The 23,682-nt window shown below is 59.7% G+C and carries 16 protein-coding genes, 4 tRNA genes and 2 pseudogenes; 15 read left to right on the top strand and 7 right to left on the bottom strand.

What is annotated here, in order from left to right; genetic code table 11:
• Window positions 1–63 precede the first annotated feature (63 nt).
• Together AC07ZE_RS21500 and AC07ZE_RS21495 are read right to left on the bottom strand one after the other, a co-directional pair.
• Entirely contained in the window at window positions 64–3,534 is a 3,471-nt protein-coding gene (locus tag AC07ZE_RS21500; protein ID WP_207266554.1) for a hybrid sensor histidine kinase/response regulator, read from the bottom strand.
• Window positions 3,535–3,715: 181 nt separating this feature from the next.
• The gene (locus AC07ZE_RS21495; RefSeq protein WP_207266553.1) at window positions 3,716–4,252 is read right to left on the bottom strand and encodes a TetR/AcrR family transcriptional regulator; all 537 of its coding nucleotides are present in this window, start codon (window positions 4,250–4,252) and stop codon (window positions 3,716–3,718) included.
• Window positions 4,253–4,404: 152 nt separating this feature from the next.
• Here AC07ZE_RS21495 and AC07ZE_RS21490 point away from each other — a divergent pair, with 152 nt between their 5' ends.
• The 3 genes from AC07ZE_RS21490 to AC07ZE_RS21480 all read left to right on the top strand — a co-directional run bounded on the left by AC07ZE_RS21490 (window position 4,405) and on the right by AC07ZE_RS21480 (window position 8,870).
• Entirely contained in the window at window positions 4,405–5,601 is a 1,197-nt protein-coding gene (locus tag AC07ZE_RS21490; RefSeq protein ID WP_207266552.1) for an MFS transporter, read from the top strand.
• Window positions 5,602–5,747: 146 nt separating this feature from the next.
• Window positions 5,748–6,899: a TDT family transporter gene (locus AC07ZE_RS21485; RefSeq protein WP_207266551.1), complete on the top strand. Its 1,152-nt coding sequence runs from the start codon at window positions 5,748–5,750 to the stop codon at window positions 6,897–6,899.
• Window positions 6,900–6,995: 96 nt separating this feature from the next.
• Complete coding sequence (locus AC07ZE_RS21480) at window positions 6,996–8,870, top strand: MFS transporter (protein WP_207266550.1); 1,875 nt, start codon at window positions 6,996–6,998, stop codon at window positions 8,868–8,870.
• A gap of 96 nt (window positions 8,871–8,966) precedes the next feature.
• Here AC07ZE_RS21480 and sugE read toward each other — a convergent pair whose 3' ends face one another.
• From sugE to rdgC, 3 genes are all read right to left on the bottom strand, one after another.
• Entirely contained in the window at window positions 8,967–9,281 is a 315-nt protein-coding gene (sugE, locus tag AC07ZE_RS21475; protein ID WP_095195608.1) for a quaternary ammonium compound efflux SMR transporter SugE, read from the bottom strand.
• A 132-nt stretch (window positions 9,282–9,413) separates the two neighbouring features.
• Window positions 9,414–10,379: a bile acid:sodium symporter family protein gene (locus AC07ZE_RS21470; RefSeq protein WP_207266549.1), complete on the bottom strand. Its 966-nt coding sequence runs from the start codon at window positions 10,377–10,379 to the stop codon at window positions 9,414–9,416.
• 145 nt (window positions 10,380–10,524) lie between these two features.
• Window positions 10,525–11,445: a recombination-associated protein RdgC gene (gene rdgC / locus AC07ZE_RS21465; RefSeq protein ID WP_008060875.1), complete on the bottom strand. Its 921-nt coding sequence runs from the start codon at window positions 11,443–11,445 to the stop codon at window positions 10,525–10,527.
• Window positions 11,446–11,605: 160 nt separating this feature from the next.
• Here rdgC and AC07ZE_RS21460 point away from each other — a divergent pair.
• The 5 genes and pseudogenes from AC07ZE_RS21460 to AC07ZE_RS21440 form a co-directional block, all read left to right on the top strand.
• Window positions 11,606–11,681, top strand: a tRNA-Val gene (locus AC07ZE_RS21460).
• Between the two features lie 19 nt (window positions 11,682–11,700).
• A tRNA-Asp gene (locus tag AC07ZE_RS21455) sits at window positions 11,701–11,777 on the top strand.
• Window positions 11,778–11,976: 199 nt separating this feature from the next.
• Window positions 11,977–12,052 (top strand) — tRNA-Val (locus tag AC07ZE_RS21450).
• Window positions 12,053–12,067: 15 nt separating this feature from the next.
• Window positions 12,068–12,144 (top strand) — tRNA-Asp (locus AC07ZE_RS21445).
• A gap of 124 nt (window positions 12,145–12,268) precedes the next feature.
• Window positions 12,269–12,352: pseudogene (locus AC07ZE_RS21440) on the top strand (outer membrane lipoprotein carrier protein LolA); the annotation flags it as partial.
• A gap of 8 nt (window positions 12,353–12,360) precedes the next feature.
• Here AC07ZE_RS21440 and AC07ZE_RS21435 read toward each other — a convergent pair.
• On the bottom strand, window positions 12,361–13,497 hold the full coding sequence (locus tag AC07ZE_RS21435; protein WP_207266548.1) for a catalase family protein: 1,137 nt from the start codon (window positions 13,495–13,497) through the stop codon (window positions 12,361–12,363).
• A gap of 16 nt (window positions 13,498–13,513) precedes the next feature.
• Window positions 13,514–15,316: a di-heme-cytochrome C peroxidase gene (locus AC07ZE_RS21430; RefSeq protein WP_207266547.1), complete on the bottom strand. Its 1,803-nt coding sequence runs from the start codon at window positions 15,314–15,316 to the stop codon at window positions 13,514–13,516.
• Between the two features lie 269 nt (window positions 15,317–15,585).
• On the opposite strand from AC07ZE_RS21430, the gene bamJ reads away from it, so the two are divergent.
• The 7 genes and pseudogenes from bamJ to AC07ZE_RS21395 all read left to right on the top strand — a co-directional run bounded on the left by bamJ (window position 15,586) and on the right by AC07ZE_RS21395 (window position 23,632).
• Window positions 15,586–16,299 carry a BamJ family beta-barrel-assembly machinery protein gene (gene bamJ, locus AC07ZE_RS21425; protein ID WP_207266546.1) on the top strand — a complete coding sequence of 238 codons (714 nt, stop codon included), beginning with the start codon at window positions 15,586–15,588 and terminating at the stop codon, window positions 16,297–16,299.
• A 292-nt stretch (window positions 16,300–16,591) separates the two neighbouring features.
• Complete coding sequence (locus AC07ZE_RS21420) at window positions 16,592–17,047, top strand: YkvA family protein (protein WP_207266545.1); 456 nt, start codon at window positions 16,592–16,594, stop codon at window positions 17,045–17,047.
• 114 nt (window positions 17,048–17,161) lie between these two features.
• Window positions 17,162–17,503 (top strand): helix-turn-helix domain-containing protein, encoded by a 342-nt coding sequence (locus tag AC07ZE_RS21415; protein WP_207266544.1) that lies wholly within the window; start codon window positions 17,162–17,164, stop codon window positions 17,501–17,503.
• Window positions 17,500–17,871 (top strand): hypothetical protein, encoded by a 372-nt coding sequence (locus AC07ZE_RS21410; RefSeq protein ID WP_003223109.1) that lies wholly within the window; start codon window positions 17,500–17,502, stop codon window positions 17,869–17,871. Before AC07ZE_RS21415 ends, AC07ZE_RS21410 begins: the two co-directional genes overlap by 4 nt.
• Entirely contained in the window at window positions 17,872–18,279 is a 408-nt protein-coding gene (locus tag AC07ZE_RS21405) for a sel1 repeat family protein (protein ID WP_207266543.1), read from the top strand.
• Window positions 18,280–18,499: 220 nt separating this feature from the next.
• Window positions 18,500–23,276 (top strand): annotated as a pseudogene (locus AC07ZE_RS21400) (RHS repeat-associated core domain-containing protein).
• A complete protein-coding gene (locus AC07ZE_RS21395; RefSeq protein ID WP_207266542.1) occupies window positions 23,273–23,632 on the top strand; it encodes a hypothetical protein in 360 nt (119 codons plus the stop codon). The pseudogene AC07ZE_RS21400 and the gene AC07ZE_RS21395 overlap by 4 nt, the downstream one beginning before the upstream one ends.
• Window positions 23,633–23,682 lie beyond the last annotated feature (50 nt).

Genomic DNA, 23,682 nt, shown 5'->3' with positions numbered 1-23,682 from the left:
GTTGATCGGTGTGGGGGCGAGCCTGCTCGCGAAGGCGTCAGATGCAGCACCACAACGTAAACCCTACAGCGGCAAATGCCGACTCAACAACGCCCGCAATGCCGCCGGTTTCACCGGTTTGGCCAGATAATCCAGCCCTGCCGCATGCACTTGGGCCACCGTCTCCGGTCGGCCATCTGCGCTGATCACCACACCGGGTACCGGTTCGCCCAATCGGGTGCGCAACCAGGCCATCAACTCGGTGCCTGTTTCACCATTGTCCAGATGGTAATCCACCAATGCCAACTGCGGCCGTACCCCGTTGCCGAGCAGCGCTGCGCATTCATCGCGGTTACGCGCGGTCCAGACCTGGCAACCCCAGCGTGTCAGCAAGCTGTTCATGCCGATCAGGATGCTGTCCTCGTTATCGATGCACAGCACCTGCGCACCACTGAGCAGTTTGCCGTTGAGTTCGATCGCCTTGGCCGGCAACGCCGCTTGCGCCCGTGCCAGCGGAACGCTGACGCTGAACACGCTACCGCGTCCCGGCCATGAGCGTACGCGCAGGGTATGCCCCAGCACGCGGCACAAGCCGTCGGCGATCGCCAGGCCCAGCCCCAGGCCTTTCTCGGCACGTGTCTGATGGCTGTCGAGGCGTTTGAATTCTTCGAAAATCACCTGCTGCTTATCTTCGGGAATCCCCGGTCCGCGGTCCCAGACCTCCAGGCACAGCTCGCCCTTGCGGCGACGAACTCCCAGCAGCACCGGGCCTTTGGCGTAACGGAAGGCGTTGGTCAGGAAGTTCTGCAGGATCCGGCGCAGCAATTTGATGTCGCTTTCGATGCGCAACGTACTGCCCCGGACACGGAACTCCAGCCCCTGTTCCCGTGCCAGTGCCTTGAATTCGGCGCCAAGGGTGTCGAACAGCTCATTGAGTGCGAAGGGCTTGGCATCGGGATTGATCTTGCCGTTTTCCAGGCGAGAAATATCCAGCAGGTCGCTGATCAGGTCTTCGGCTGAACGCAGTGAGCTGTCCAGGTGCTGCACCAGCTTTTGCGCCTCACCGGACAAGCCGTCCTCCTGATGCGACAGGGCGGCGGAGAACAGTCGCGCCGCGTTCAAGGGCTGCATCAAGTCATGACTCACTGCTGCCAGGAAGCGGGTTTTCGACTGGTTGGCCGCCTCGGCGGTGCCCTTGGCTTCGGTCAGGGCCACATTGAGCTGTGACAGTTCGTGGGTGCGTTCGGCCACCCGCTGTTCGAGGCTTTCGTTGGCTTCGGTCAGTGCCTGTTCGGCTTCGCGGAACGGGGTGATGTCGGTAAAACTCATGACGAAACCGCCGCCGGGCATCGGGTTGCCGATCAGTTCGATCACCCGTCCATTGGGGAACAGCCGCTCGGAGGTATGCGCCCGGCCCTGGCGCATCCAGTGCAGACGGCGGGCGACGTGCACTTCGGCTTCGCCGGGACCGCACAGGCCGCGCTCGGCGTTGTGGCGAATGATGTCGGCAATCGGCCGGCCAACGCTGATCAAGCCATCCGGGTAGTTGAACAGTTCCAGGTAGCGACGGTTCCAGGCCACCAGTTTCAGCGATTGGTCGACCACGCTGATGCCCTGGGTGATGTTCTCGATCGCCCCTTGCAGCAACGCGCGGTTGAACTGCAGGACTTCGGAGGCTTCGTCGGCGATGCGCACAACGTCCTCCAGTTGCATCTCCCGACCCTCGATGGCGGCTTTTACCACCGCACGTGTCGACGAGGCGCCCAACACACCGGCCAGCAATCGTTCGGTATGGGCAATCCATTCACTGTCGGCATTCTGGTTCGGGTTGAAGCCTTTGCCCTGGCGGTAGGCAAAGCGGATAAAGCTCTGGCGCGCGCGTTCCTCACCGACGAAGCGTGCCGCCAATTGCAGCAGATCGTCGATCTGTACCGCCAGCATCGAGCGTGCGCTAGGTCGGGCACTGATTTCCTGGCCGATGAAACGACCGGCCTGCCAGTGTTCCGACACTCGCGTACGTGACATCACCGAGACCCAGGCGAACAGCGTGAAATTGCCGGCAAGGGACAGGACCACGCCTTGGGTCAGCGGTGTGATCGGCAGGTTCAACGGGTTGCTGTGCAGCCAGGCCAGGCCCGGGAAGCTGTTCAGGGAAACCCCGAGACTGTGGGCGGCGATCGGCAGGATCAAGGTGTAGAACCAAAGGAACGTGCCGGCGGCGAGACCGGCGAATACGCCGCGACGGTTGGCCTGTTTCCAGTACAGGGCACCGAGCATGGCTGGCGCCAGTTGGGTCACGGCGGCGAAGGCGATCTGGCCGATGGTCGCCAGGCTCGCGGTCGAGCCCAGCAGGCGATAACTGACATAGGCCAGCAACAGAATTACCACGATGCTCACGCGACGCACCGACAGCATCCATTGGCGGAACACCTCGAACGGGCGCTCGGCGTTGTTGCGGCGCAACAACCATGGCAACAGCATGTCGTTGGAGACCATGGTCGACAACGCGACGCTGGCCACGATCACCATGCCGGTGGCCGCCGAAGCACCACCGATAAAGGCCAGCAACGCCAGGGCAGGGTGGGCCTGGGCCAGCGGCAGGCTGATCACGAATGAGTCCGGCAGCACCGAGCTTGGCAGCATCATCTGGCCGGCGAGGGCGATCGGTACCACGAACAAGGCCGCCAGGGCGAGGTAGGCTGGAAACACCCATTTGGCCAGGTTCAAGTCCTGAGGGTCGATGTTTTCCACCACCGTCACATGGAACTGTCGCGGCAGGCAGATGATCGCCATCATTGCCACGCCGGTCTGCACCACCATCGATGGCCAGTTGATGGTTTCCTTCCAGTACTCCTCCAGGCGCGGGGCGAGCATGGCCTGATCGAACAGGTCATCAAAACCGTCATACAGCCCGAACGTCACATAGGCGCCGACGGCCAGAAACGCGAACAGCTTCACCAGCGATTCAAAGGCAATGGCCAGGACCATGCCGCGGTGGTGCTCCGTGGCATCGAGGTTGCGGGTACCAAAGACAATGGTGAACAACGCCAGCACCAGTGACACCACCAATGCCGTGTCCTGCGCGCGAACCCCCATGGCATCAGCGCCTGCACCGATCAACAGGTTCACACCGAGTACGATGCCCTTGAGTTGCAAGGCGATATAAGGCAGTACGCCCACCAGGCAGATCAACGCCACCACCACGGCCAGTGACTGGGATTTGCCATAGCGTGCGGCGATGAAGTCGGCGATGGAGGTGATGTTCTCCTGTTTGCTGATCATCACCATTTTTTGCAGCACCCACGGCGCGCCTATCAGCAGCAGGATCGGCCCGAGGTAAATCGGCAGAAACGACCAGAGCTGTTCGGCGGCCTGACCGACCGCGCCGAAGAATGTCCAACTGGTGCAATAAACGGCCAGCGACAGACTGTACACCCAGGCACGCACGCGTGGCGGCAAGGGCGCACTGCGACGGTCACCGTAAAAGGCGATGGCGAACATGATGGCCATATAGGCCAGGGCGACGACGGCAATCAGCCCGCTGGACAACGACATGGGAACTCCAGGCAACCAAAGACACCCGGGCCTCCCGCCCGGACAGACAGTCTCGCACGATGGCAGGGGTTAGTCAGTGTCGACCAAGGTCGTGGCGTGGTGGGGTGTCGCAGGTGGGGTATCAGTCAGATCTATGGCGACTGCGCGGGCCTCTTCGCGAGCCGGCTCGCGAATGGCATTGTCACTGACGAAGCGCGATCTCGATCAACCGATGCAACTCCTCAACCTCCAGCGGCGTTTCGGAAAACAGTATTCGAAACACAATAGGCGCCGCCACCATATTGATCAGCCGATCGACACTGGGCTTGGGCGCATCCGGATAGCGATCCAGGATGAGCTGCAACTGCCCGCCAATGATCGTCGCGCAATAGCTCGGCTTGAGGCTCGCTTGCACGTCACGCAGCATATTGCGGCCGGGTGCGGAACTCATTTCATCCAGATACTGTTCGGCCCAGGCCAGCACGTCACCTTGCAAGCTGCCGGTCTTGGCCGACTCCGTTTCCGGTTGCATGCGCGCAAGCGCAACATCCGCCAGTAACGCCGACAAATCACCCCAGCGCCGATAAATGGTCGAAGGCGTAACACCCGCCCGTGCGGCGATTTGTGGCACGGTCACGGTAGCGCGATCCTGCTCTTCGAGCAGTTCGCGCACGGCAGTATGAATCGATTCCTGGACCCGGGCGCTGCGGCCACCGGGACGTAAAGCGGGAGTAGTCATTGCGTGTTTCCTGTCTAGCGCCGGAGTCTGTTGCGAGATGACACCGGTTCTGAAAAGCCATGCATCGGACCTTAACACAAAGAATTTGCTTTAAGCGCAAGCCGGTAGCACACTCCGCAAAAGCAAAAAATTAGCTTTTGCGGAGCAATCTCATGTCCAGTTCTCATTCAAACCGTGCCAGCCTGTGGTTTCTGGCAATCACTTTACTCAGTTTTCTCGCGGCTTCCACGGCACCGACGCCGTTGTATCACGTGTATCAGCAACAACTGCAGTTCTCGGATGCTGTACTGACGCTGATTTTTGCCGTGTATGCCTTGAGTCTGCTGGCAGCGCTGCTGACAGTCGGTTCGCTCTCGGATTACCTGGGGCGCAAACCGGTGATTTTTACGGCAGTGGTGCTCAATATTCTGGCGATGTTGTTGTTTATCTATGCCGACAACGTCGCCTGGCTGATCGGCGCCCGGGTACTGCAAGGCTTTGCCACGGGCATGGCCACCGCCGTATTGAGTGCAACCCTGCTCGACACCGACCGCCAACAGGGGCCGCTGATCAACAGCGTGGCCCCGTTGCTTGGCATGGCCTTGGGCGGGATGGGGTGTGGTTTGCTGGCCGAGTTTGCACCAGCTCCCTTGCACTTGACCTACTGGCTGCTGCTGACCTTATTTTTGATGCAGGCCATGTATGTATGGCGTTTGCCGGAAAGTGTCTCGCCGCAGTCGGGCGCATGGGCGTCATTGCGGCCGACCTTGCATGTGCCGGCCCAGGCGCGCTCCACTTTGTGGCGCGTGTTGCCGCTTAACGTTTCGACCTGGGCACTCGGCGGTTTCTACGCCTCACTGGCGCCTTCATTGGTTCGGGCGGCCACCGGCTCGACGTCGAACCTGATCGGCGGGGGCACCGTGGCAGCCTTGACAGTGACCGGCGCCCTGATGATTTTCACCCTGCGCAATCGATCGGCCGCTTTCGCGTTGCGATTAGGTGCCAGTTCGCTGCCAGCAGGCATCGTCCTGATTTTACTGGGCGTGCACAGCGCGAGTCTGCCCTTGTTTTTCCTCGGCACGTTTGTCGCCGGCTGTGGTTTTGGTGCCGGCTTCCTGGGAGCCGTGCGCAGTCTGTTCCCGCTGGCCTTACCCCACGAGCGGGCCGGGTTGATGTCGGCGTATTACGTGCTCAGTTATCTGGCGTTCTGCCTGCCGTCGTTGCTGGCCGGCAACCTCACGCATACCTTTGGTTTGGTCGCCACTACCGACGGGTATTGCGCAGTGTTGATCCTCCTTTCGTTGAGCGCACTGTTGGCTTTGACTCGTCAGCGCGCCGCCAGCGCTTGCAGCGTTGCGGGTCAGCCATAAAGTGATGCGGTGCCCGTCCAGTCTTCGTGACAACGGTTCAGTGTAAATATCTATACAATAGATAACAGTTAGAGATATTACCCGTTATATCGATATTCGATCTGGATCTATGATGGGCTCCACCTCACCAGAGGAAGGAGCCCACCATGACATGCCCCAACGCCGCCAAACCCGGTATCAAACCTTTTCGCCAACTGCAGCACCCGCGTGAGGTCATCCGCCAGTTCACCCCCAACTGGTTTGCCGCCACCATGGGCACCGGCGTGCTGGCCCTGGCGCTGGCGCAATTGCCCGTTGCCAATCCGGTTTTGTACAGCGTTGCCGAAGCCCTGTGGCAACTGAATATTGTGCTGTTCTTGTTGTTCACAGCGCTGTATGCGGCACGCTGGGTGTTGTTTTTCGATGAGGCGCGGCGGATTTTCGGCCACTCCACGGTTTCGATGTTTTTCGGCACCATTCCCATGGGCCTGGCGACCATCATCAACGGCGTTCTGCTGTTTGGGCTGCCGCGTTGGGGTGATGGCGTGGTTCAGCTGGCCGAAGCGGTGTGGTGGCTGGATGTGGCGATGTCGGTGGCGTGCGGGGTGTTGATTCCCTACATGATGTTTACCCGCCAGGAACACAGCATCGACCAGATGACCGCCGTGTGGTTATTACCGGTGGTGGCGGCGGAAGTGGCGGCGGCCAGTGGTGGCCTGCTGGCGCCCCATCTGGCCGATGCTCATTCGCAACTGGTGGTGCTGGTGACCAGTTACGTGCTCTGGGCATTTTCCCTGCCGGTGGCGTTCAGCATTCTGACCATTCTGCTGCTGCGCATGGCGTTGCATAAATTGCCCCACGAAAACATGGCTGCCTCCAGTTGGCTGGCACTCGGGCCGATCGGTACGGGCGCGCTGGGCATGTTGCTGCTGGGTGCCGACGCTCCGGCGATTTTTGCCGCCAATGGTATGCCGGGTATTGGTGATATCGCCGCCGGCCTGGGCCTGGTCGCCGGCATCACGCTGTGGGGCTTTGGTCTGTGGTGGATGCTGATGGCGGTGTTGATCACGTTGCGCTACTTGCGCGCCGGCATACCTTTCAATCTCGGTTGGTGGGGGTTCACCTTCCCGTTGGGCGTCTATTCTCTGGCAACGTTGAAACTGGCCAGTACGCTGCACCTGACGTTTTTCAGTGTCTTCGGCTGTGTGCTGGTGACATTGCTTGCAATGATGTGGCTGATTGTCGGCAAACGCACGGTGCAGGGTGCATGGCGTGGCGAGTTGTTTGTCTCGCCGTGCATAGCAGGATTGAAGAAATGAACGGCAAAGTTTAGGTAAGGTGTGGCCTGGATCGACGCGCGACATTCCAATCATTGTATCCACGCTTCTCTTTACCTGATCAGGGACACATGGAAGATGAGTCACCCCTCGCAATTCACCTTGCTGCGCACCCGGCGCTTCCTGCCGTTCTTCGTGACACAGTCTCTCGGGGCGTTCAACGACAACATTTTCAAGCAGTCGTTGATCCTCGCCATTCTGTACAAGCTGTCGATCGAAGGTGACCGTTCAATCTGGGTCAACCTGTGTGCGCTGCTGTTCATCCTGCCGTTCTTTCTGTTTTCGGCGCTGGCCGGTCAGTTCGGGGAAAAATTCGCCAAGGACGCACTGATCCGCCTGATCAAGCTCGGGGAAATAGCCATCATGGCGGTCGGCGCGATCGGTTTCATGTTCGATCACCTGTGGTTGATGCTGGTGGCGCTGTTCGCCATGGGCACGCACTCGGCGCTGTTCGGACCGGTGAAATACTCGATCCTGCCCCAGGCCCTGCGTGAGGATGAGTTGGTCGGTGGCAACGGTCTGGTTGAAATGGGCACCTTCCTGGCAATTCTGGCCGGGACCATTGGTGCCGGGATCATGATGTCGTCCGGTGATTACGCATCGGTCGTTTCCACCGCGATCATCGGTATCGCCGTCCTCGGTTACCTGGCCAGTCGCGGTATTCCGCGGGCAGCCGCTGCTTCACCGCAATTGCGCCTGAACTGGAATATTTTCAGCCAGTCCTGGGCCACGCTGAAGCTCGGCCTGGGGCAAACCCCGGCGGTGTCGCGCTCGATTGTCGGCAACTCGTGGTTCTGGTTTGTCGGGGCTATTTATCTGACGCAGATCCCGGCGTATGCCAAGGAATGGATGCACGGCGACGAAACCGTGGTCACGCTGATTCTTACGGTGTTCTCGGTCGGTATCGCCGTGGGTTCGATGCTCTGCGAAAAGCTGTCCGGGCGCAAAGTCGAAATCGGCCTGGTGCCATTCGGCTCGTTCGGCCTGACCGTGTTCGGTTTGCTGCTGTGGTGGCATTCCGGGGGAATACCGGACAGCGTCGAAGGGCATGGCTGGATCGAGATACTCGGCTTTGCTCACACCTGGCTGGTGTTGATCGACATCCTCGGCCTGGGGGTGTTCGGTGGTTTTTACATCGTGCCGCTGTACGCGTTGATCCAGTCACGCACCGTCGAGAACGAGCGGGCCCGGGTCATTGCCGCCAACAACATTCTCAACGCGTTGTTCATGGTGGTATCGGCGATTGTCTCGATCATCCTGTTGAGCATGGCCGAACTGTCGATCCCGCAGTTGTTCCTGGTGGTGTCGTTGCTGAACATTGGTGTCAACGCCTACATCTTCAAAATCGTTCCCGAGTTCACCATGCGTTTCATGATCTGGCTGCTCAGCCATTCCATGTACCGCGTGGAGCATCGCAATCTTGATCTGATTCCCGAGGAGGGCGCGGCGCTGCTGGTGTGCAACCACGTGTCGTTCGTCGATGCCTTGCTGATTGGCGGTGCGGTCCGTCGGCCGATTCGCTTTGTGATGTACTACAAGATCTACAACCTGCCGGTGCTGAACTTTATCTTCCGCACGGCCGGGACGATTCCGATTGCGGGGCGTCATGAAGACATCCGGATCTACGAACAGGCCTTCACGCGCATTGCCCGGTATCTGAAGGACGGCGAGTTGGTGTGCATTTTCCCCGAGGGCAAATTGACCGCCGATGGTGAGATCAATGAGTTCAAGGGCGGATTGACGCGGATTCTCGAAGAAACGCCGGTGCCGGTGATTCCGTTGGCCTTGCAGGGGTTGTGGGGGAGTTTCTTCAGCCGCGATCCGGGCAAGGGACTGTTTCGCCGGTTGTGGTCGCGGGTGACGTTGGTGGCGGGGCCGGCGGTGGCGGTTGAGGTGGCGGAGCCGGCGAGATTGCAGCAGATGGTAGGGGATTTGCGCGGGACCGTAAGATAGTCGTCGCTTGTACAGGCCCCTTCGCGAGCAGGCTCGCTCCCACTATGAAATGCGATCAAATGTGGGAGCGAGCCTGCTCGCGAAAGCGGAAGTGGCCTAAGCGCTAACCTTGAGCCCAACCAAACCGGTCACGATCAACGCCACACTGGCCAACCGCACCAGCGCCATCGATTCCCCAAACAGAATGATCCCGGCAATCACCGTACCCACGGCACCCACACCTGTCCAGATCGCATAGGCCGTGCCCAGTGGCAGTTCCTTCATGGCAAGACCCAGCAAGCCAAGGCTGACAGCCATGGCCGCGACGGTGAGGGCGGTGGGGAGCGGGCGGGTGAAACCGTCGGTGTACTTCAGGCCGACGGCCCAGCCGACTTCGAACAGGCCGGCGAAGAACAGAATGATCCAGGACATCAAAGACCTCCATCGATTGACGGGGTCGTCCCCAGATTAATGACTCGATCGAGCCGCGGGGTCGTCCCCGCGTTGCGCAATAGAGTGCCCAGCATTAATCCGGGGATCAAGTTTTTGGATCAAGATCGCGGATCAGTCAGTGGCCTGCTGGCCGCCGATCTTGCGATCTTCTTTCTCGCTCATACGGCGGAAGTACGTCGATAGCAGGGCTCCGGAAATATTGTGCCAGACGCTGAACAACGCACTGGGTACTGCCGCCAATGGCGAAAAGTGCGCACTGGCCAACGCGGCACCCAACCCGGAGTTTTGCATGCCGACTTCCAGGGCCAGGGATTTGCGCTGAGCCAATGGCAGCTTGAACAGACGCCCGGTGAAGTAACCCAACAGATAACCAAAACTGTTGTGCAGCATGACCACGGCCATGATCAGCAGGCCTGACTCGGCAATCTTCGCCTGGCTGGCGGCAACCACGGCGGTGACGATGATCACGATGCTCACCACCGACACCAAGGGCAAAACGTCTACTGCGTGGCGAACCCGGTCACCGAGCAAGCGTTGGGCCGCGACGCCTAGCACGATCGGTAGCAGCACCACTTGCAGGATTGACCAGAACAGCTCCATGAACGAGACCGGCAGCCAGGCTGAAGCCAGGAGCCAGATCAACGCCGGTGTCAGCAACGGAGCGAGGAGGGTGGTCACGGCGGCAATGGCCACCGACAATGCCAGATCCCCGCGTGCCAGCCAGGTCATCACGTTCGAAGAGGTGCCGCTTGGGCAGCAGCCGACCAGGATCACGCCGACGGCAATCTCCGGCGGCAAATGGAAGGCCTGGCAGAGCAACCACGCCACGCCGGGCATGATCACGAAATGCGCAACCACGCCCAGGGCCACGCGCCACGGATGGCGGGCGACTTCGGCGAAGTCTTCGAGCTTGAGGGTCAGGCCCATGCCGAACATCACCAGCCCCAGCAGCGGCACGATGGCGCCCTTGAGACCGATGAACCATTCCGGTTGCAAGAACGCCACGACGGCGAAAATCAGCACCCAGTAGGCGAAGGTGTTGCCGACAAAACGACTCAATGCAGCCAATGCGCGCATGGCCTGATCCTTAATTTTAAGTAACACCATAAAAAGAAATGTGGGAGCGAGCCTGCTCGCGAAGGCGTCAATTCAGACAACATTTTTGTCGACTGACAGACCGCTTTCGCGAGCAGGCTCGCTCCCACAGGAGAGCTGGTAGGCTTTAGATCCCCTGCGGAGTTTCTTCCCCGCCCAGCGCTTCAACCAGTGCCGGCAGGAAGTCGCCGAAGGTCAGCATCATCAAGGTGAAGCTGGCATCCAGCTGGCCGAGGGCTTCATCGCCACCGTCCTGCTCCGCCTGGTCTTGCAGCAGGTCTTCGAATTTCAGGCGCTTGACCACCATTTTGTCGTCAAGGACGAAGGACAGTTTGTCCTGCCAAGCCAGCGACAGCTGGGTGACCACTTTGCCGGTGCTCAGGTGCAACTGGATTTCTTCGCTGGTCAGGTCCTGACGCTTGCAACGCACGATGCCGCCGTCTTCGTGTGTGTCGCGCAGCTCGCATTCGTCCAGCACGAAGAAGTCGTCCGCGGCTTTCTGGGTGGTGACCCATTCGGTCATGGTCGCGGTCGGCGACATTTTCACGGTCAGTGGGCGCACCGGCAGGGTGCCGATCACTTCACGCAGGGTGGACAGCAAATCTTCGGCGCGCTTCGGACTGGCCGAGTTGACCAGGATCAGGCCCTGTTTCGGCGCGATGGCGGCGAAGGTCGAGGAGCGACGGATAAAAGCGCGCGGCAGGAAGGCCTGGATAATTTCATCCTTGATCTGGTCGCGTTCCTTTTTGTAGACCTTGCGCATTTGCTCGGCTTCGATCTCTTCGACCTTTTCCTTCACTGCATCTCGGACGACGCTGCCCGGCAGGATGCGTTCTTCCTTGCGCGCGCTGATCAGCAGGAAGTCGCCACTGACGTGTACCAAAGGCGCATCTTCGCCTTTGCCGAACGGTGCGACGAAACCGTAGGTGGTCAACTCCTGGCTTGCACATGGGCGCGCCAGTTTGGTGGCCAGTGCAGTTTCCAACGCCTCGGCATCAACAGGCAGATCTTGGGTCAGGCGATAGATAAGCAGGTTTTTGAACCACATGGGGTGAGTCTCTCCTTTATACAAAGGCGGGCATTATTGTCCTCCGTGTGCCATAGGCCAACCCTTCTCTAAGCCTTTGGAAGGCATGAAAAAATTAATTAAAAAAGTGCTTGCCAGAGGTAGGGTCGCTCCGTAGAATGCGCGCCACACCGAACGTGAAGGGTGATTAGCTCAGCTGGGAGAGCGTCTGCCTTACAAGCAGAATGTCGGCGGTTCGATCCCGTCATCACCCACCATTCGCATTCAGTGTTACGCGCAGCGGTAGTTCAGTCGGTTAGAATACCGGCCTGTCACGCCGGGGGTCGCGGGTTCGAGTCCCGTCCGCTGCGCCATATTCGGTAACCTGGAACACTGAACGCCAGGTCACCACGGAAAAGCCCGCTGATGCGGGCTTTTTTCTGCCTGAAGTTTGACTTTGGTTCCTGCAGGACGTGTCGTTTCACCGGTTTTCAGATTTTTTTGAAAAAATTATCAATTAAATCAACACTTTATGAAAATCTGTGGCACAATGCGCCCCGCAACGAAGGTAAAGGGTGATTAGCTCAGCTGGGAGAGCGTCTGCCTTACAAGCAGAATGTCGGCGGTTCGATCCCGTCATCACCCACCACTTTCAACGCTACGCGCAGCGGTAGTTCAGTCGGTTAGAATACCGGCCTGTCACGCCGGGGGTCGCGGGTTCGAGTCCCGTCCGCTGCGCCATATTCGGTAACCTGGAACACTGAACGCCAGGTCACCACACAAAAAGCCCGCTTGATGCGGGCTTTTTGCTGTCTGGCGTTTGGCTTTTCCCGTCGCGTTTTCTGTAGGAGCGAGCCTGCTCGCGATGGTCGTCAACGATAACGCGGGAAATCTGACGCCCCGAGGTGCTCTCGGGTTTTTCGCGAGCGGGCTCGCTCCTACAGTGTGGATATCGAATTATTGCCCGGCATTGCGGGCATGTCGGTAATCGCTGACGGCCTCGTAGACAGCTTTGCGCAAGCGGTTGATGCCACCAATGGGGCGATGGGCCTCAAGCCCGAACCATGGGTTGAACGACTGGTTATCGCATTGCAGATTCAATGCCGGCGTATCGAAGTCCTGCGCCGGCACTGTGATCCGTGCCACGGTCTGGAAGGGCGAATCGCTTTCGCGCCACTCAATGCTGGTGTCTTCGATCGGCATATACTTGTTCGCGTCCTGGCGCTGGATCTGCAAGACGAAGCACGCCGGCACCCGGTCTGTGGATAACTGCTGGTTCAGCGCGCTGCGCAAGAAGTTCGGCAGCTTCTGATTTTGTGCCGGCAAGCTGTAGTCCGGGCAGCTTTCAGGGTCGGGCATCACGCGAAACTTGGCATTGGCCTCACCGTATTTGTAGGGTGAAACCGAAAAATAGGTCGTCTGGGTCGGGCTCGGTGGCGCGGGAGACAGTGTCGCCAGGGCAATAAACAGATGACGCACCTGCCAGGTGCGTGGGTCCCAGCCCGGAAAGAACGCCATCATTTTTTTGCCATCCGCCTGAGCAGCAACGTTCTGACGATACTCGGCGACATCGCTGACAAAGAAGTTCGCATGGCTGAACATCACGAAATCCTGTTGACCTCGTTGCTGCTGGTCGCTGAGCAGCTGCTTGCCCGGTACATCAAGTAGCTTGATTGCCATGCCCCGTGCATCGCGAATGCTGTCGAATTGCGGGTAAGCGTTACCGTTGGACAGGCGCATGGTTGCCTTCCAGATCTTGCCGGGTTCGCTGAACACACCCTGGCGCAGATCGCTTGCCAGCTCCGGCAGCACCTGGACTTGAGCTTCCACGCAGCCGTGAGCCTTGGCGTGGGCATCGCGCAGATAGCGGGTGCTTTCGCGGTGTTGATCGACGATGCGCACGGCGGTCTGGATGATGTCCTGAGTCATCGCCGCTTCGCCGTCCGGGATCAGTTCCTGCGCCGATACCGGCCCGCGGTGTTGCCAGGCAAACCACGCCGTGGCCAGCGCCCAGCCCAGCAGCCCAAGCCCCAACAACCAGAACAGCGTCTTGCCGAGGAACGCGCCCAAGCGCAGCCAGAGAGTCTTCAGCATGGGGAATTCCTTTTGATCATGGCAATTGCGACTCCAGCGGGCCGCCCAACACTTTCAGATACTCCATCAGCGCCCAGCGCTCTTGCGGTTGCAGCAAGCGGCCAATCACGCCGTTGCCGAGCTTGCCGGAGCGGAATTCGTGACCGCTGTTGTGGTTGCCGGTAATGCGCGTGTCGAACAGAAAACCGTTGGTGAAGGCTTCGGTGCGATAGCCCAGGTGTTTGGGGTCGTACTCGAACGTGCCTTTGTAAAAGGTCGTCGCGCGTTCATCCTGCGGCGAGAGCAGTTGATAAATGCTCGGCACCGAACCGTTGTGCAGAAACGGCGCGGTCGCCCACACACCTGCCAACGGGCGAGCCTTATAGGCCCGTAGTTCACGTACTCCTATAGGCAGGCCGAAGCCGTCCATTTGCGGTCTTTCGGCCGGGGTGATACCGGCGTCGCGATAAGCGCGGTTTTCAACGAAAGCGGTAACATAGGCCAACCCTTTGGCCACCGACATTTGGCTCAGATCAAGGGGGTCGGCGGGCTTGGGTTCGACGTCCAGTTGCTCCAGCTCCTTCTGGTTCCATTGCAGCGCCGTGAGGTCGAAGCGGTGGTCGGCGATGTTGTTGGCAGCGCCAGGGTCGGTGCCGATGAACTCCACGGGAAGCATTTTCAAGTGCTGCACGTATCGCCCTTCGCCTTGGGTTACCCGCGGTACGTGGCAGCCGGCGCAGTTTTCGCCGAACAGGGCACGACCTTTGGCGGCCAGGGGTTTATCGATTGTCCCGAGCAACGCTTCCGGCCAGGCGGGTGGTTCCAGCCGTTGCAGGGTTTCTTCGATCAGATGCAAATCGCGCACGCGAACGCTGGAGGGGTAACGGTCATCCCCCATCAGTGGCTGCCGGTTGTCGTCGAAGAAATTCAGCGTGGCGCCTACGCCCAGGGCTTCACCGATATTGCGCGCCATCGGCTGCTGCGCCGAGCCATTCCATTGCACCCAGTCGAAGGTCCACATGTCCCACAGTTGCGGATAGTCGACAGGGGCGTTGGCCACCCGATAGTTGGCGGGGGATATTGCATCGCCGAAGCTGGCGTTGGCGATGCGCCCGAAAGCGTCGGTGCGTCCCGGACCTTCTTCGGTCGGGTAGAGCCCGCGATGGGTATCGTTCCACGCTACTTTCAGGAAAGTATCAAGGGACTTCTTGAACGCCTTGCGCAGTTGTTCGTGTTCGGTTTCGTAGTCGGAACCCAGGACCTTGCGCGCGAAATCTTCGAATTTCCAAGGGTTGTAGTAAGTCGCGAACAGACTCGCCACCAGTGCTTGTCCGAAACTGCCACCTTTCAATGTAGGAACGCTTGAGGGCAAAACATGCTGAGCCGATCCGCCATCGATACGCACGGCCTGACCGTTGAAGCGCAACTCGCCGGTGTGACAAGCAGCGCAGGTAATATCCAGAAACGTATCCGTGCCGCCGGGGTTCTGATGCCGGGCGAAACCCACCGGCAGCTTGTCGGGGTTGGCCGGTGTGGGTTCCTGGTCGGGGTCGATCAGAAAACCGAAGCGCGCGAGGTATTCGGGGGCGGCGAAGCGTTGGTTTGAGAAAGGCAGCTCTAGAGCGGTGAACCACTCGTACCGCAGACCTTTGACCTGGGTGCCCTGGGGCGTAAAGTAATAAGCCTCGCGGTCGCCGGCGCTCCACTGCTCCAGGTAATGCACCTTCTGCGCGGGCGTCCAGAGCGGTAGTTTCGGGTTGACGACATAGTACAAGACTACGGCCAGACCCACTGACAACAGGGCCCCGATCAGAGCCAGCAAGCGGAATAAGAGGCGCAAGATAAACTTCCTTGTCGATTTGTTCTTCTGTTATGCCTCAGCGCCAGGTGCGCGGCAAGTGGCCATTACGCCAGATGTGGTGGGATGCGGAATTTGCTTGTGTGGGAACGAGATGACAGAAGTTTCACCATCTTCACTCCGAAAAGCGTTTAAACACCTGAACTTATCGGAAATCTCCGGCTCTCATGCCGGTAGCCATTGGTCGTGGCCGCCTGATAAGCTCGCGGCTTTACTCGATTGCCCTTTAGGCGCATGAACAAGGAAATAGCATGAAACAGCATCGGTTGGCGGCGGCGGTGGCCCTGGTAAGCCTGGTACTCGCGGGTTGCGACTCGCAGACCAGCGTAGAGCTGAAAACCCCGGCGCAAAAAGCTTCCTACGGGATTGGCCTGAACATGGGCAAGAGCCTGGCTCAGGAAGGCATGGATGACCTGGATTCCAAAGCCGTAGCCCAAGGCATCGAAGATGCCGTCGGCAAGAAAGAACAGAAACTCAAGGACGAAGAGTTGGTTGAAGCCTTCGCTGCACTGCAAAAGCGTGCCGAAGAGCGTATGGCCAAGATGAGCGAAGAGTCGGCAGCCGCCGGCAAGAAGTTCCTCGAAGAAAACGCCAAGAAAGCTGGCGTCGTGACGACCGCTTCGGGCTTGCAGTACGAGGTGGAAAAGAAAGCCGATGGCGCTCAGCCCAAGCCGACTGACGTAGTGACCGTTCACTACACCGGCAAGCTGACCAATGGCACCGTTTTCGACAGTTCCGTCGAGCGCGGCAGCCCGATCGATCTGCCGGTCAGCGGCGTGATTCCAGGTTGGGTCGAAGGCCTGCAACTGATGCACGTTGGCGAGAAGTACAAACTGTACATTCCTAGCGAACTGGCTTACGGCGCGCAAAGCCCAAGCCCGGCAATCCCTGCCAACTCGGTACTGGTCTTCGATCTGGAACTGCTGGGGATCAAGGATCCAGCCAAAGAAGAGGCCGCCAAGTAATCCGCGTCTGCTTTGAAAACAACGCCCCGTTTATGCGGGGCGTTGTTGCATCTGGTGTCCTGCACGGGTACCCAAAGCGAACCGATGCTGTAGGCTGGAGTCATAGCCTGTGTAGGGCAGGCGCTAACCGCGCCAGACCGCCAAGTCAATGAATTATTGGAGTTTTTTCGATGAGTAAAAAACGCCCGATCTAAGCTCAGCCCTTGTGCAGCGGGCCTTTCAGCCATGAAAAGCAGCTCTGTTCACAAGGTTATCCACAATTTGTGTGGATAACCTTTCCGTGGGAGTCACCATGAAAACACCCTGGAATTTCGCTCGTTTCCTGCCTCTCGCAGGACGTCTGCTCGCGCGTGGACGGTTACCGACCTTATTGTTTGCGGTGGCCAGTAAAGGTGCCAGTCAGGGCAATCGGCTGGGCAAACTCAAAGACGATCTGCGTCTGCTGCAAGCACTTTGCCTGGCGTACTGGCGCGGTGAGTATCGCGCCATCAGTCCCAAGGCCGTGATATCGGTAGTGGCAGGTCTGATGTACTTTCTTAGCCCGCTGGATGCGATCCCGGATTTCCTTCCCATGTTCGGCATGCTCGATGACATCGCGGTGCTGGGTTGGCTGATGAAAGTTCTCGACGATGAACTCAATGCCTTTCGCGCATGGCGCAAACGTCAGGCGCCGGAAAAGCTCGCGGTGGTCGAGCGGCTGCCTGATTCGCCTGAGCAACTTCAACTTCAGGGGCCGAAAAAACGCTGAGCCAATCAAGTCTTATCCACAGATAGATCCCCCCCGCGACCTTAGCCGCTGTTAGGATTACACTTCTAGGAAAAAGTGCCGACTCGCTAAGTGTTGTTGTCCTACGGGGTAGTCATGGATATTCAGATAATTACACGCGAAGGCGAACCAGAATATGCGGTTCTGCCGTGGGCTCAGTATCAGGCTCTACTAAAAGCAGCAGGCATCAACGAAGCACCGTCGCAGCCGGCTCCGGCGCCGCTGGCGACAACCCGGGAGCCGATTCTTCCAGGTCTTGATCAACTACGCAGTTTGCGCGAAGGGAAGGGCATCGCCATCGAGGCGCTCGCCCGCACGGTAGGCATCAGCCCGTCTTATCTGGCCATGATCGAAACTGGCGAGCGTCAGCCCGACGCTGCGATTCGCCGCAGTCTGGCCTGGGAGTTGACGGTGCCAGGGTGGAGGGATGAATCGTGAGCGTACGCATCAGTCGTCAACATTGGGACGGACTGCTGGGCGAGCTGGATCAGGCGCGTCGTCAGCGTCATCTTCTGACTTATCGGGCGTTGTTGGAGCGTTTGCAGCTCCCCACGCCCGCCATGCAAACCCTGACTGCCGCGCTTGAACATCTGGCGGCGCTGGATGCCAAGGCCGAGCAGCCCTTGCGCAGTTCGCTGGTGATCAGCCAGGGTGCCAGCCGTCTACCGCGCACCGGTTTCTTTGAGTGTGTCGAACGTCTCGGGCGTTTTTCCGGGCCGTCCGACGGCGTTGCCGCGGCGTCCTGGCATGCCTCGGAAGTGGTGCGGGTGTTCGAATACGAGTACCCCGAATCGGCGGAGGCTTGAGTGTTTTTACGACTCAAGGCGCGGGTCAGTTACTGGCTGGCGCGCAGGCTGTTTCACTGGCAGTGGTTTGTACGCAACCCCCGTGGCTGGAGCTGGCTTGAAGGTCAGTTCGCCCGCATGGCGAACCTGGGCGATGTCGGCGCCCAGAGTTTCTATGGCCACATCCTGACCTTTCGTGGCGTCGGTCTGGGGGCGCGCGAAGAGGGTGTTCGCCTGCTGCGCCTTGCGGCTTTGGCCGGTGATGGCAAAGCGGCTTATCAGGTGGGGGTGATCAGCCTCGCCGGGAGCGCGAACAAGGCACCGGATCCGGCTGAAGCAGCGCGGTTCTGGGAGATTGCCGCGAAGGCCGGGCATCCACTGGCGCAGATAAAACTTCAGGAACTGGCATCGCGCAATTCCACGAAGTAACCGATTCTTCTGACAGATCCAAGCGGCGTAGGAGGAGACTTCTGCGCCACTTTTTTATGGGTGAAGAGGTCTTAGCGAAACGCCCTACAGCAAACACCTCCTTGCCTGACTTCTTTTCCCGCTGATCCCCCGCACAGTCCCTCGCGCCCTATTTCCTGTGCGAGAGATTGTTCATGTTCGATCCGGTTTTTCCCGCAGCTTTTTGCCTGTTGGTGGGCTGATGGTTCACATCGCCCGGATCGAGCAGGAACTCGAGCATTTTCCCGACACCCTGACCCTCTACCGTCAACAGCTTGCGCACTGGTTCAGCCGGAGCGCTGACCGGCTCAGCCATGTCGCGGACATGCCCTCACTGTTTGGCATGGAGCGGGTGATCAAGTTTGGCAATACCACCACTGTGGTCAGCAGCGGTGATGACGACTTTATCTCGACGGTTGCGCAGTGTCCGCAAGGCGGAATCCTGCAGATCGAGAGCCAGTTCGAGTCGGTGTATGACGTGCCGCTGGGGAGCATTCAGATCGACGTGATTGCGCTGAGCAGCGGTCAGTCGACGCCGGTCACGCTGGATGAAAACGGCAAGGGGCAGTTCAGTTGCTTATCCGGTGAGTCTTACCGCTTGCGGGTGCAAAACCAGGTCACATCGGAGCAGTTGGATGAGTTTTTTGAATCCTACGATGGGCTGACGCAGGCCCTGGAAACCTGGCTGCGCGGCGAGTGGGCTGGTTTCAAACCGGGGTGGTCGCAGTCGACTTTGCTGGCTGTGGGCAACGGGATGTTGGCCGGCAGTTGGGCGGCCATCGAGGGGGCGTGGGATGGCATCCAGCTGTTGTCGGACATTCTGCAGGATCCTGGTGAGTTTGCTGATCGACTCGGCAACGGTGTCGAGCAACTGAAGAAACTGGCGCAAGACACGCCGCAAGCGATGGCAAACCTGCAACTGCTGGCCAGTGACGAGGCCGTGCTGTGTCTGCTGTTGCGCACCGCCAGCCTCTGGCTGGAAATGCTGCCACCCAGCGTGATCGCCGGTGAAACCGCCAAGGCCGTGTCGACGCGGGTGGTGGAGTTGCTGATTGACGTCCTGATCGCCATCGTCCTGACCTGCGCTACGGCTGGGGGCGGGATTGCCTATCTGAAAATGCGTTTGGCCAGTCGCGGCGCGCAATTGATCAACGCGCTAACGCGGCTCGTCGAGGCGTTGTTCTCGATCCTCAATACCTTCATGGGGTATGTGGAGCGCTACAAAAAAATCGCCGCCCGGGGTGTCGCAGCGGGGCTGAAAAAAGGCCGGATGCAGCTGCGCTGGAACGCGCGCAACAACACTACGGTTAAAAAAGACGAAGCCCACGACGACGCGCCGAAACAGGCGAAAAACCCCAACGGCGACAGCGCCGACACCGCCGCCCACACCGCCACCCACGGCTGCCCGGTGTCGCTGGTCAGCGGCGAGGAACTGCTGACCCTCAGCGACGGCACCCTCGACGGCATCTTGCCCTTCGACTTCACCCGGCTGTACCGCACCAGCGCCGTGGAGCTCGACAGCGGCCTCGGCTTTGGCTGGAGCCATTCGCTGAGCCAGCGCCTGGAGATCGACGGTGACATCGTCACCTGGGTCGATCCGGAAAACCGCCGCACGCCGTTCCCGCTGCCGAGCCTGGCCCGCCCGGCGATCCACAACAGCCTGTCGCGGGCGGCGATCTACCTCGGCGATCAGCCCGACGAACTGATCCTGGCGCTGGCCGGCGAGTCGCCGCGTTTTTATCACTTTCACGACGGCCGCCTGAACGCGATCAGCGACGCCTACGGCAACCGCTTGAGCGTGCAGCGCGATCTGGCCGAGCGCATCCAGCGCCTGGACAACGGCGCCGGGCGCTGCTTGCGGCTGCGCTACGAGCGCCGCCATTTGATCGCCGTCGACTACCAGTGCTTTGACCTCGGCGATGACCAGCCAGCGGCCTGGGTGACGCAACAGACGCTGGTCAGCTACCGCTACGACGCCCGTGGCCGGCTGATCGAAGCGACCAATGCCGCCGGTGACAGCGAGCGCTACGACTACGACGAACAGCACGTCATCCTGCAGCGGCAACTGGCCGGCGGCGCGAGTTTCTACTGGGAGTGGGAGCGCGCCGGCAAGGCAGCCCGGTGCATCCGCCACTGGGCGTCCTTTGCGCAGATGGACACCCGCTACAGCTGGGATGACGACGGCGGCGTGACGCTCAAGCACGCCGATGGCAGCGAGGAAACCTACGTCCACGACGCGCAGGCGCGGCTGGTGCGCCGGGTCGAGGCCGACGGCGGTGAGCTGCTTAAGGCTTATGACCAGCAAGGCCGCTTGATCGCCGAGCAGGACGCCCTCGGCGCGGTCACCGAATACCGCTACGACGAGGCCGGACGGCTGATCGCGCTGCTGCCACCGGACGATGAGCCAACGTCCTACGAATACCGCAACGGTTTCCTGCACGCCCGTTATCGCGGCCAGGCCAAGTGGACCTATCGGCGCAATGCCCAGGGCGATATCACCTGGCTGATCGACCCCGACGGCCAGAGCACCTACCACGAGTACGATGCGCAAGGCCGCCTGCTGTTGATCCGTTACCCGGACCACAGCTTTCATCGGTTCGCCTGGAACCGCCTCGGCCAACTGCAGGAAGAAACCCTGCCCGACGGCGGACGCCGGCAGTATGCCTACGACACGCTGGGGCGGCGGATTACGGTGCAGGACGAACACGGCGGCGTCACCCGTTACCAGTGGGACGCCGTTGGCCGACTGCAACAGACGATTCTGCCGACCGGCGCCCGCCGCGCCTTCAGCTACAACGCCTACGGCCGGGTCACCGCCGAGCGCGACGAACTCGAGCGCGTCACCCGCTACGAATACGCCGACGACCTGCACCTGGTCAGCCGGCGGATCAACCCCGACGGCAGCGAACTGAAGTACCGCTACGACCACGCGCGGCTGTTGCTGACCGAGATCGAAAACGAGGCCGGCGAGCGTTATCGGCTGGACTACACGCCGGGCGGCTTGATCCGCCAGGAAACCGGCTTCGACGGCCGGCGCACCGCCTACGCCTACGACCTCAACGGCCGGTTGCTGGAGAAAACCGAGTTCGGCGATGACGGTTCGCAGCTGGTCACGGCCTATCAACGCGACAGCGCTGGACGCCTGCTGCTCAAGACTTTGCCCGACGGGGTCCAGATCGCGTACCGCTACGACCGCCTGGGGCGCCTGGTCAGTGTCGACGACGGTCAGGAACATCCGCTGGCGTTCGACTACGACGCCCATGACCGGCTGATCACCGAACACCAGGGCTGGGGCACCCTGCGTTACGGCTATGACGCCTGCGGTCAGCTGCAGCACCTGCGCCTGCCGGACAACAACCGCCTGAAGTACCACCGGGCCCAGGGCGGTGCGCTGACCGCCATCGACCTCAACGGCACACGCCTGACCACCCACAGCGTTGTCGCGGGTCGCGAACAGAGCCGCCAGCAAGGCGCATTGCTCAGCGAATACGCCTACGACGACCAGGGCCGCCTGCACGCCCACGCCGTCAGCCAACAGCAGCGCCCGCTGTACCGTCGCGACTATGCCTACGCCGCCAACGGCAACCTCCTGCAGGTCGACGACAGCCGCCACGGCCAACGCCGCTACCAGTACGACCCGCTCGACCGCCTGAGCCACGTCCGCCACGCCCGTGATCAGGACCCGGAACACTTCAGCCACGACCCGGCCGGCAACCTGCTGATCCACGACCGTCCCGGCCCCTGGCACCTCAAGGGCAACCGCCTGCGGCGCCACGCCGACCGCCATTATGACTACGACGCCTTCGGCAACCTGATCCGCGAACGCCGCGGGGATGCCGTCACCGAGTACCGCTACGACAGCCAGCACCGCCTGATCGGCCTCCAGCTGCCGGACGGCCGCCAGGCCTGCTACCGCTACGACGCCTTCGGCCGGCGCATCGCCAAGACCGTCGACGGCCACACCACCACCTTCTTCTGGCAGGGCGATAACCTCATCGCCGAAAGCAGCCCAACCCACTACCGCAGCTACCTCTACGAACCCGGCAGCTTCCGCCCCCTGGCGCTGCTCGACGGCAAAGGCCCGAAAAAAGCCTGCCCGTTCTACTACCAACTCGACCACCTCGGCACCCCCGCAGGAACTCACCGACTACGGCGGCGACATCGTCTGGTCGGCGAAATACACCGCCTACGGCAAGCTCGCCCAACTGACCCACGGCGGCGGCGAACAACTCGAGCAACCGCTGCGCTTCCAGGGCCAGTACTTCGACACCGAAAGCGGCCTGCACTACAACCGCCACCGCTACTACCACCCGGACACGGGACGCTACCTGACCCCCGACCCGGTGAAGCTGGCGGGTGGGTTGAATGCCTATCGGTATGTGCCGAATCCGACGGGGTGGGTGGATCCGTTGGGGTTGAGTGGGAGTTGTCCGGGGGCGAATAGGCCGGGGTGTTCGGCACCGGATGGTGTTGTTGGCGCTAGAGTTGATGAGGGTGAGCCGCAGCTGCCTAAGATGACGGGGGAGCAGCGACGAATAAGAATCGATGAGTTATCAGAGTCGGTTTTTTATAGGCGCTTGAAGGAAATGGAAGAATCGATTGATGATGGCCACTTTCTACAGAAACATGGTGCACAAACAACCCTCCAATCTCAGCTTGATCGGGTGAAGGAAGGGAAAAATCCTACGACAGGAGAAATTGAGCGGTATGCAAGAGGACGAAGAAGGGGGGAGCCGATTATACCTTCAGCAGCAACGCATTTTCTCAAACATCGTGATCAGTTTAATGCGATACAACGTGTGCAGTTGGTTTTTAAGCAAAGCGGTCTAGACGCTTCACGAAAACCTATTGAGATGGGAAAAAATGTAGGTGAAGGATTCAAAAGAGAAAACTTACAGTATGGTGAGCAAACAAGAGCGATAGTCATACTTAATAACGAAGGTAGTCCGATAACTGCATATACGGATTTTGAGCAATGAATAGAGTCTACACACTGTGGAGTATACGCGGTCTGCTTTTTGTTTTTGATATTGAAAATACACGTGATTTGAAGCGGGAGGAAATTATCGTCTCAAAAAATGTGAATGACGATATAGAGCTTGCTGAGCTTTTTGATATTTTGCTGCGGCCGGAATTTTTTGCGTACAGTGAAAAGGAGCGGTTATTGTTAATTGAAACCTTGTCTTATTTTTTAGAGAAGGGCGATGGGTTTGACGGGGTTTTTTCAAAAATGGATACGTACTTTGATGATGATGTTAAAGATCAAAGGCAGTTTATGAAAGTTCTCCTTGGTTGTTTGCAACGGTATCAGGATCAAGGAAGTGGCGATAAATAAACCCTACAGACAGAGACGCGTTTGGGCAACGTCCTAGGAGATTTCCTTCA

It is taken from the genome of Pseudomonas sp. GW101-3H06 (assembly GCF_059424605.1).
This window is presented reverse-complemented; position numbering and strand designations above follow the sequence as displayed.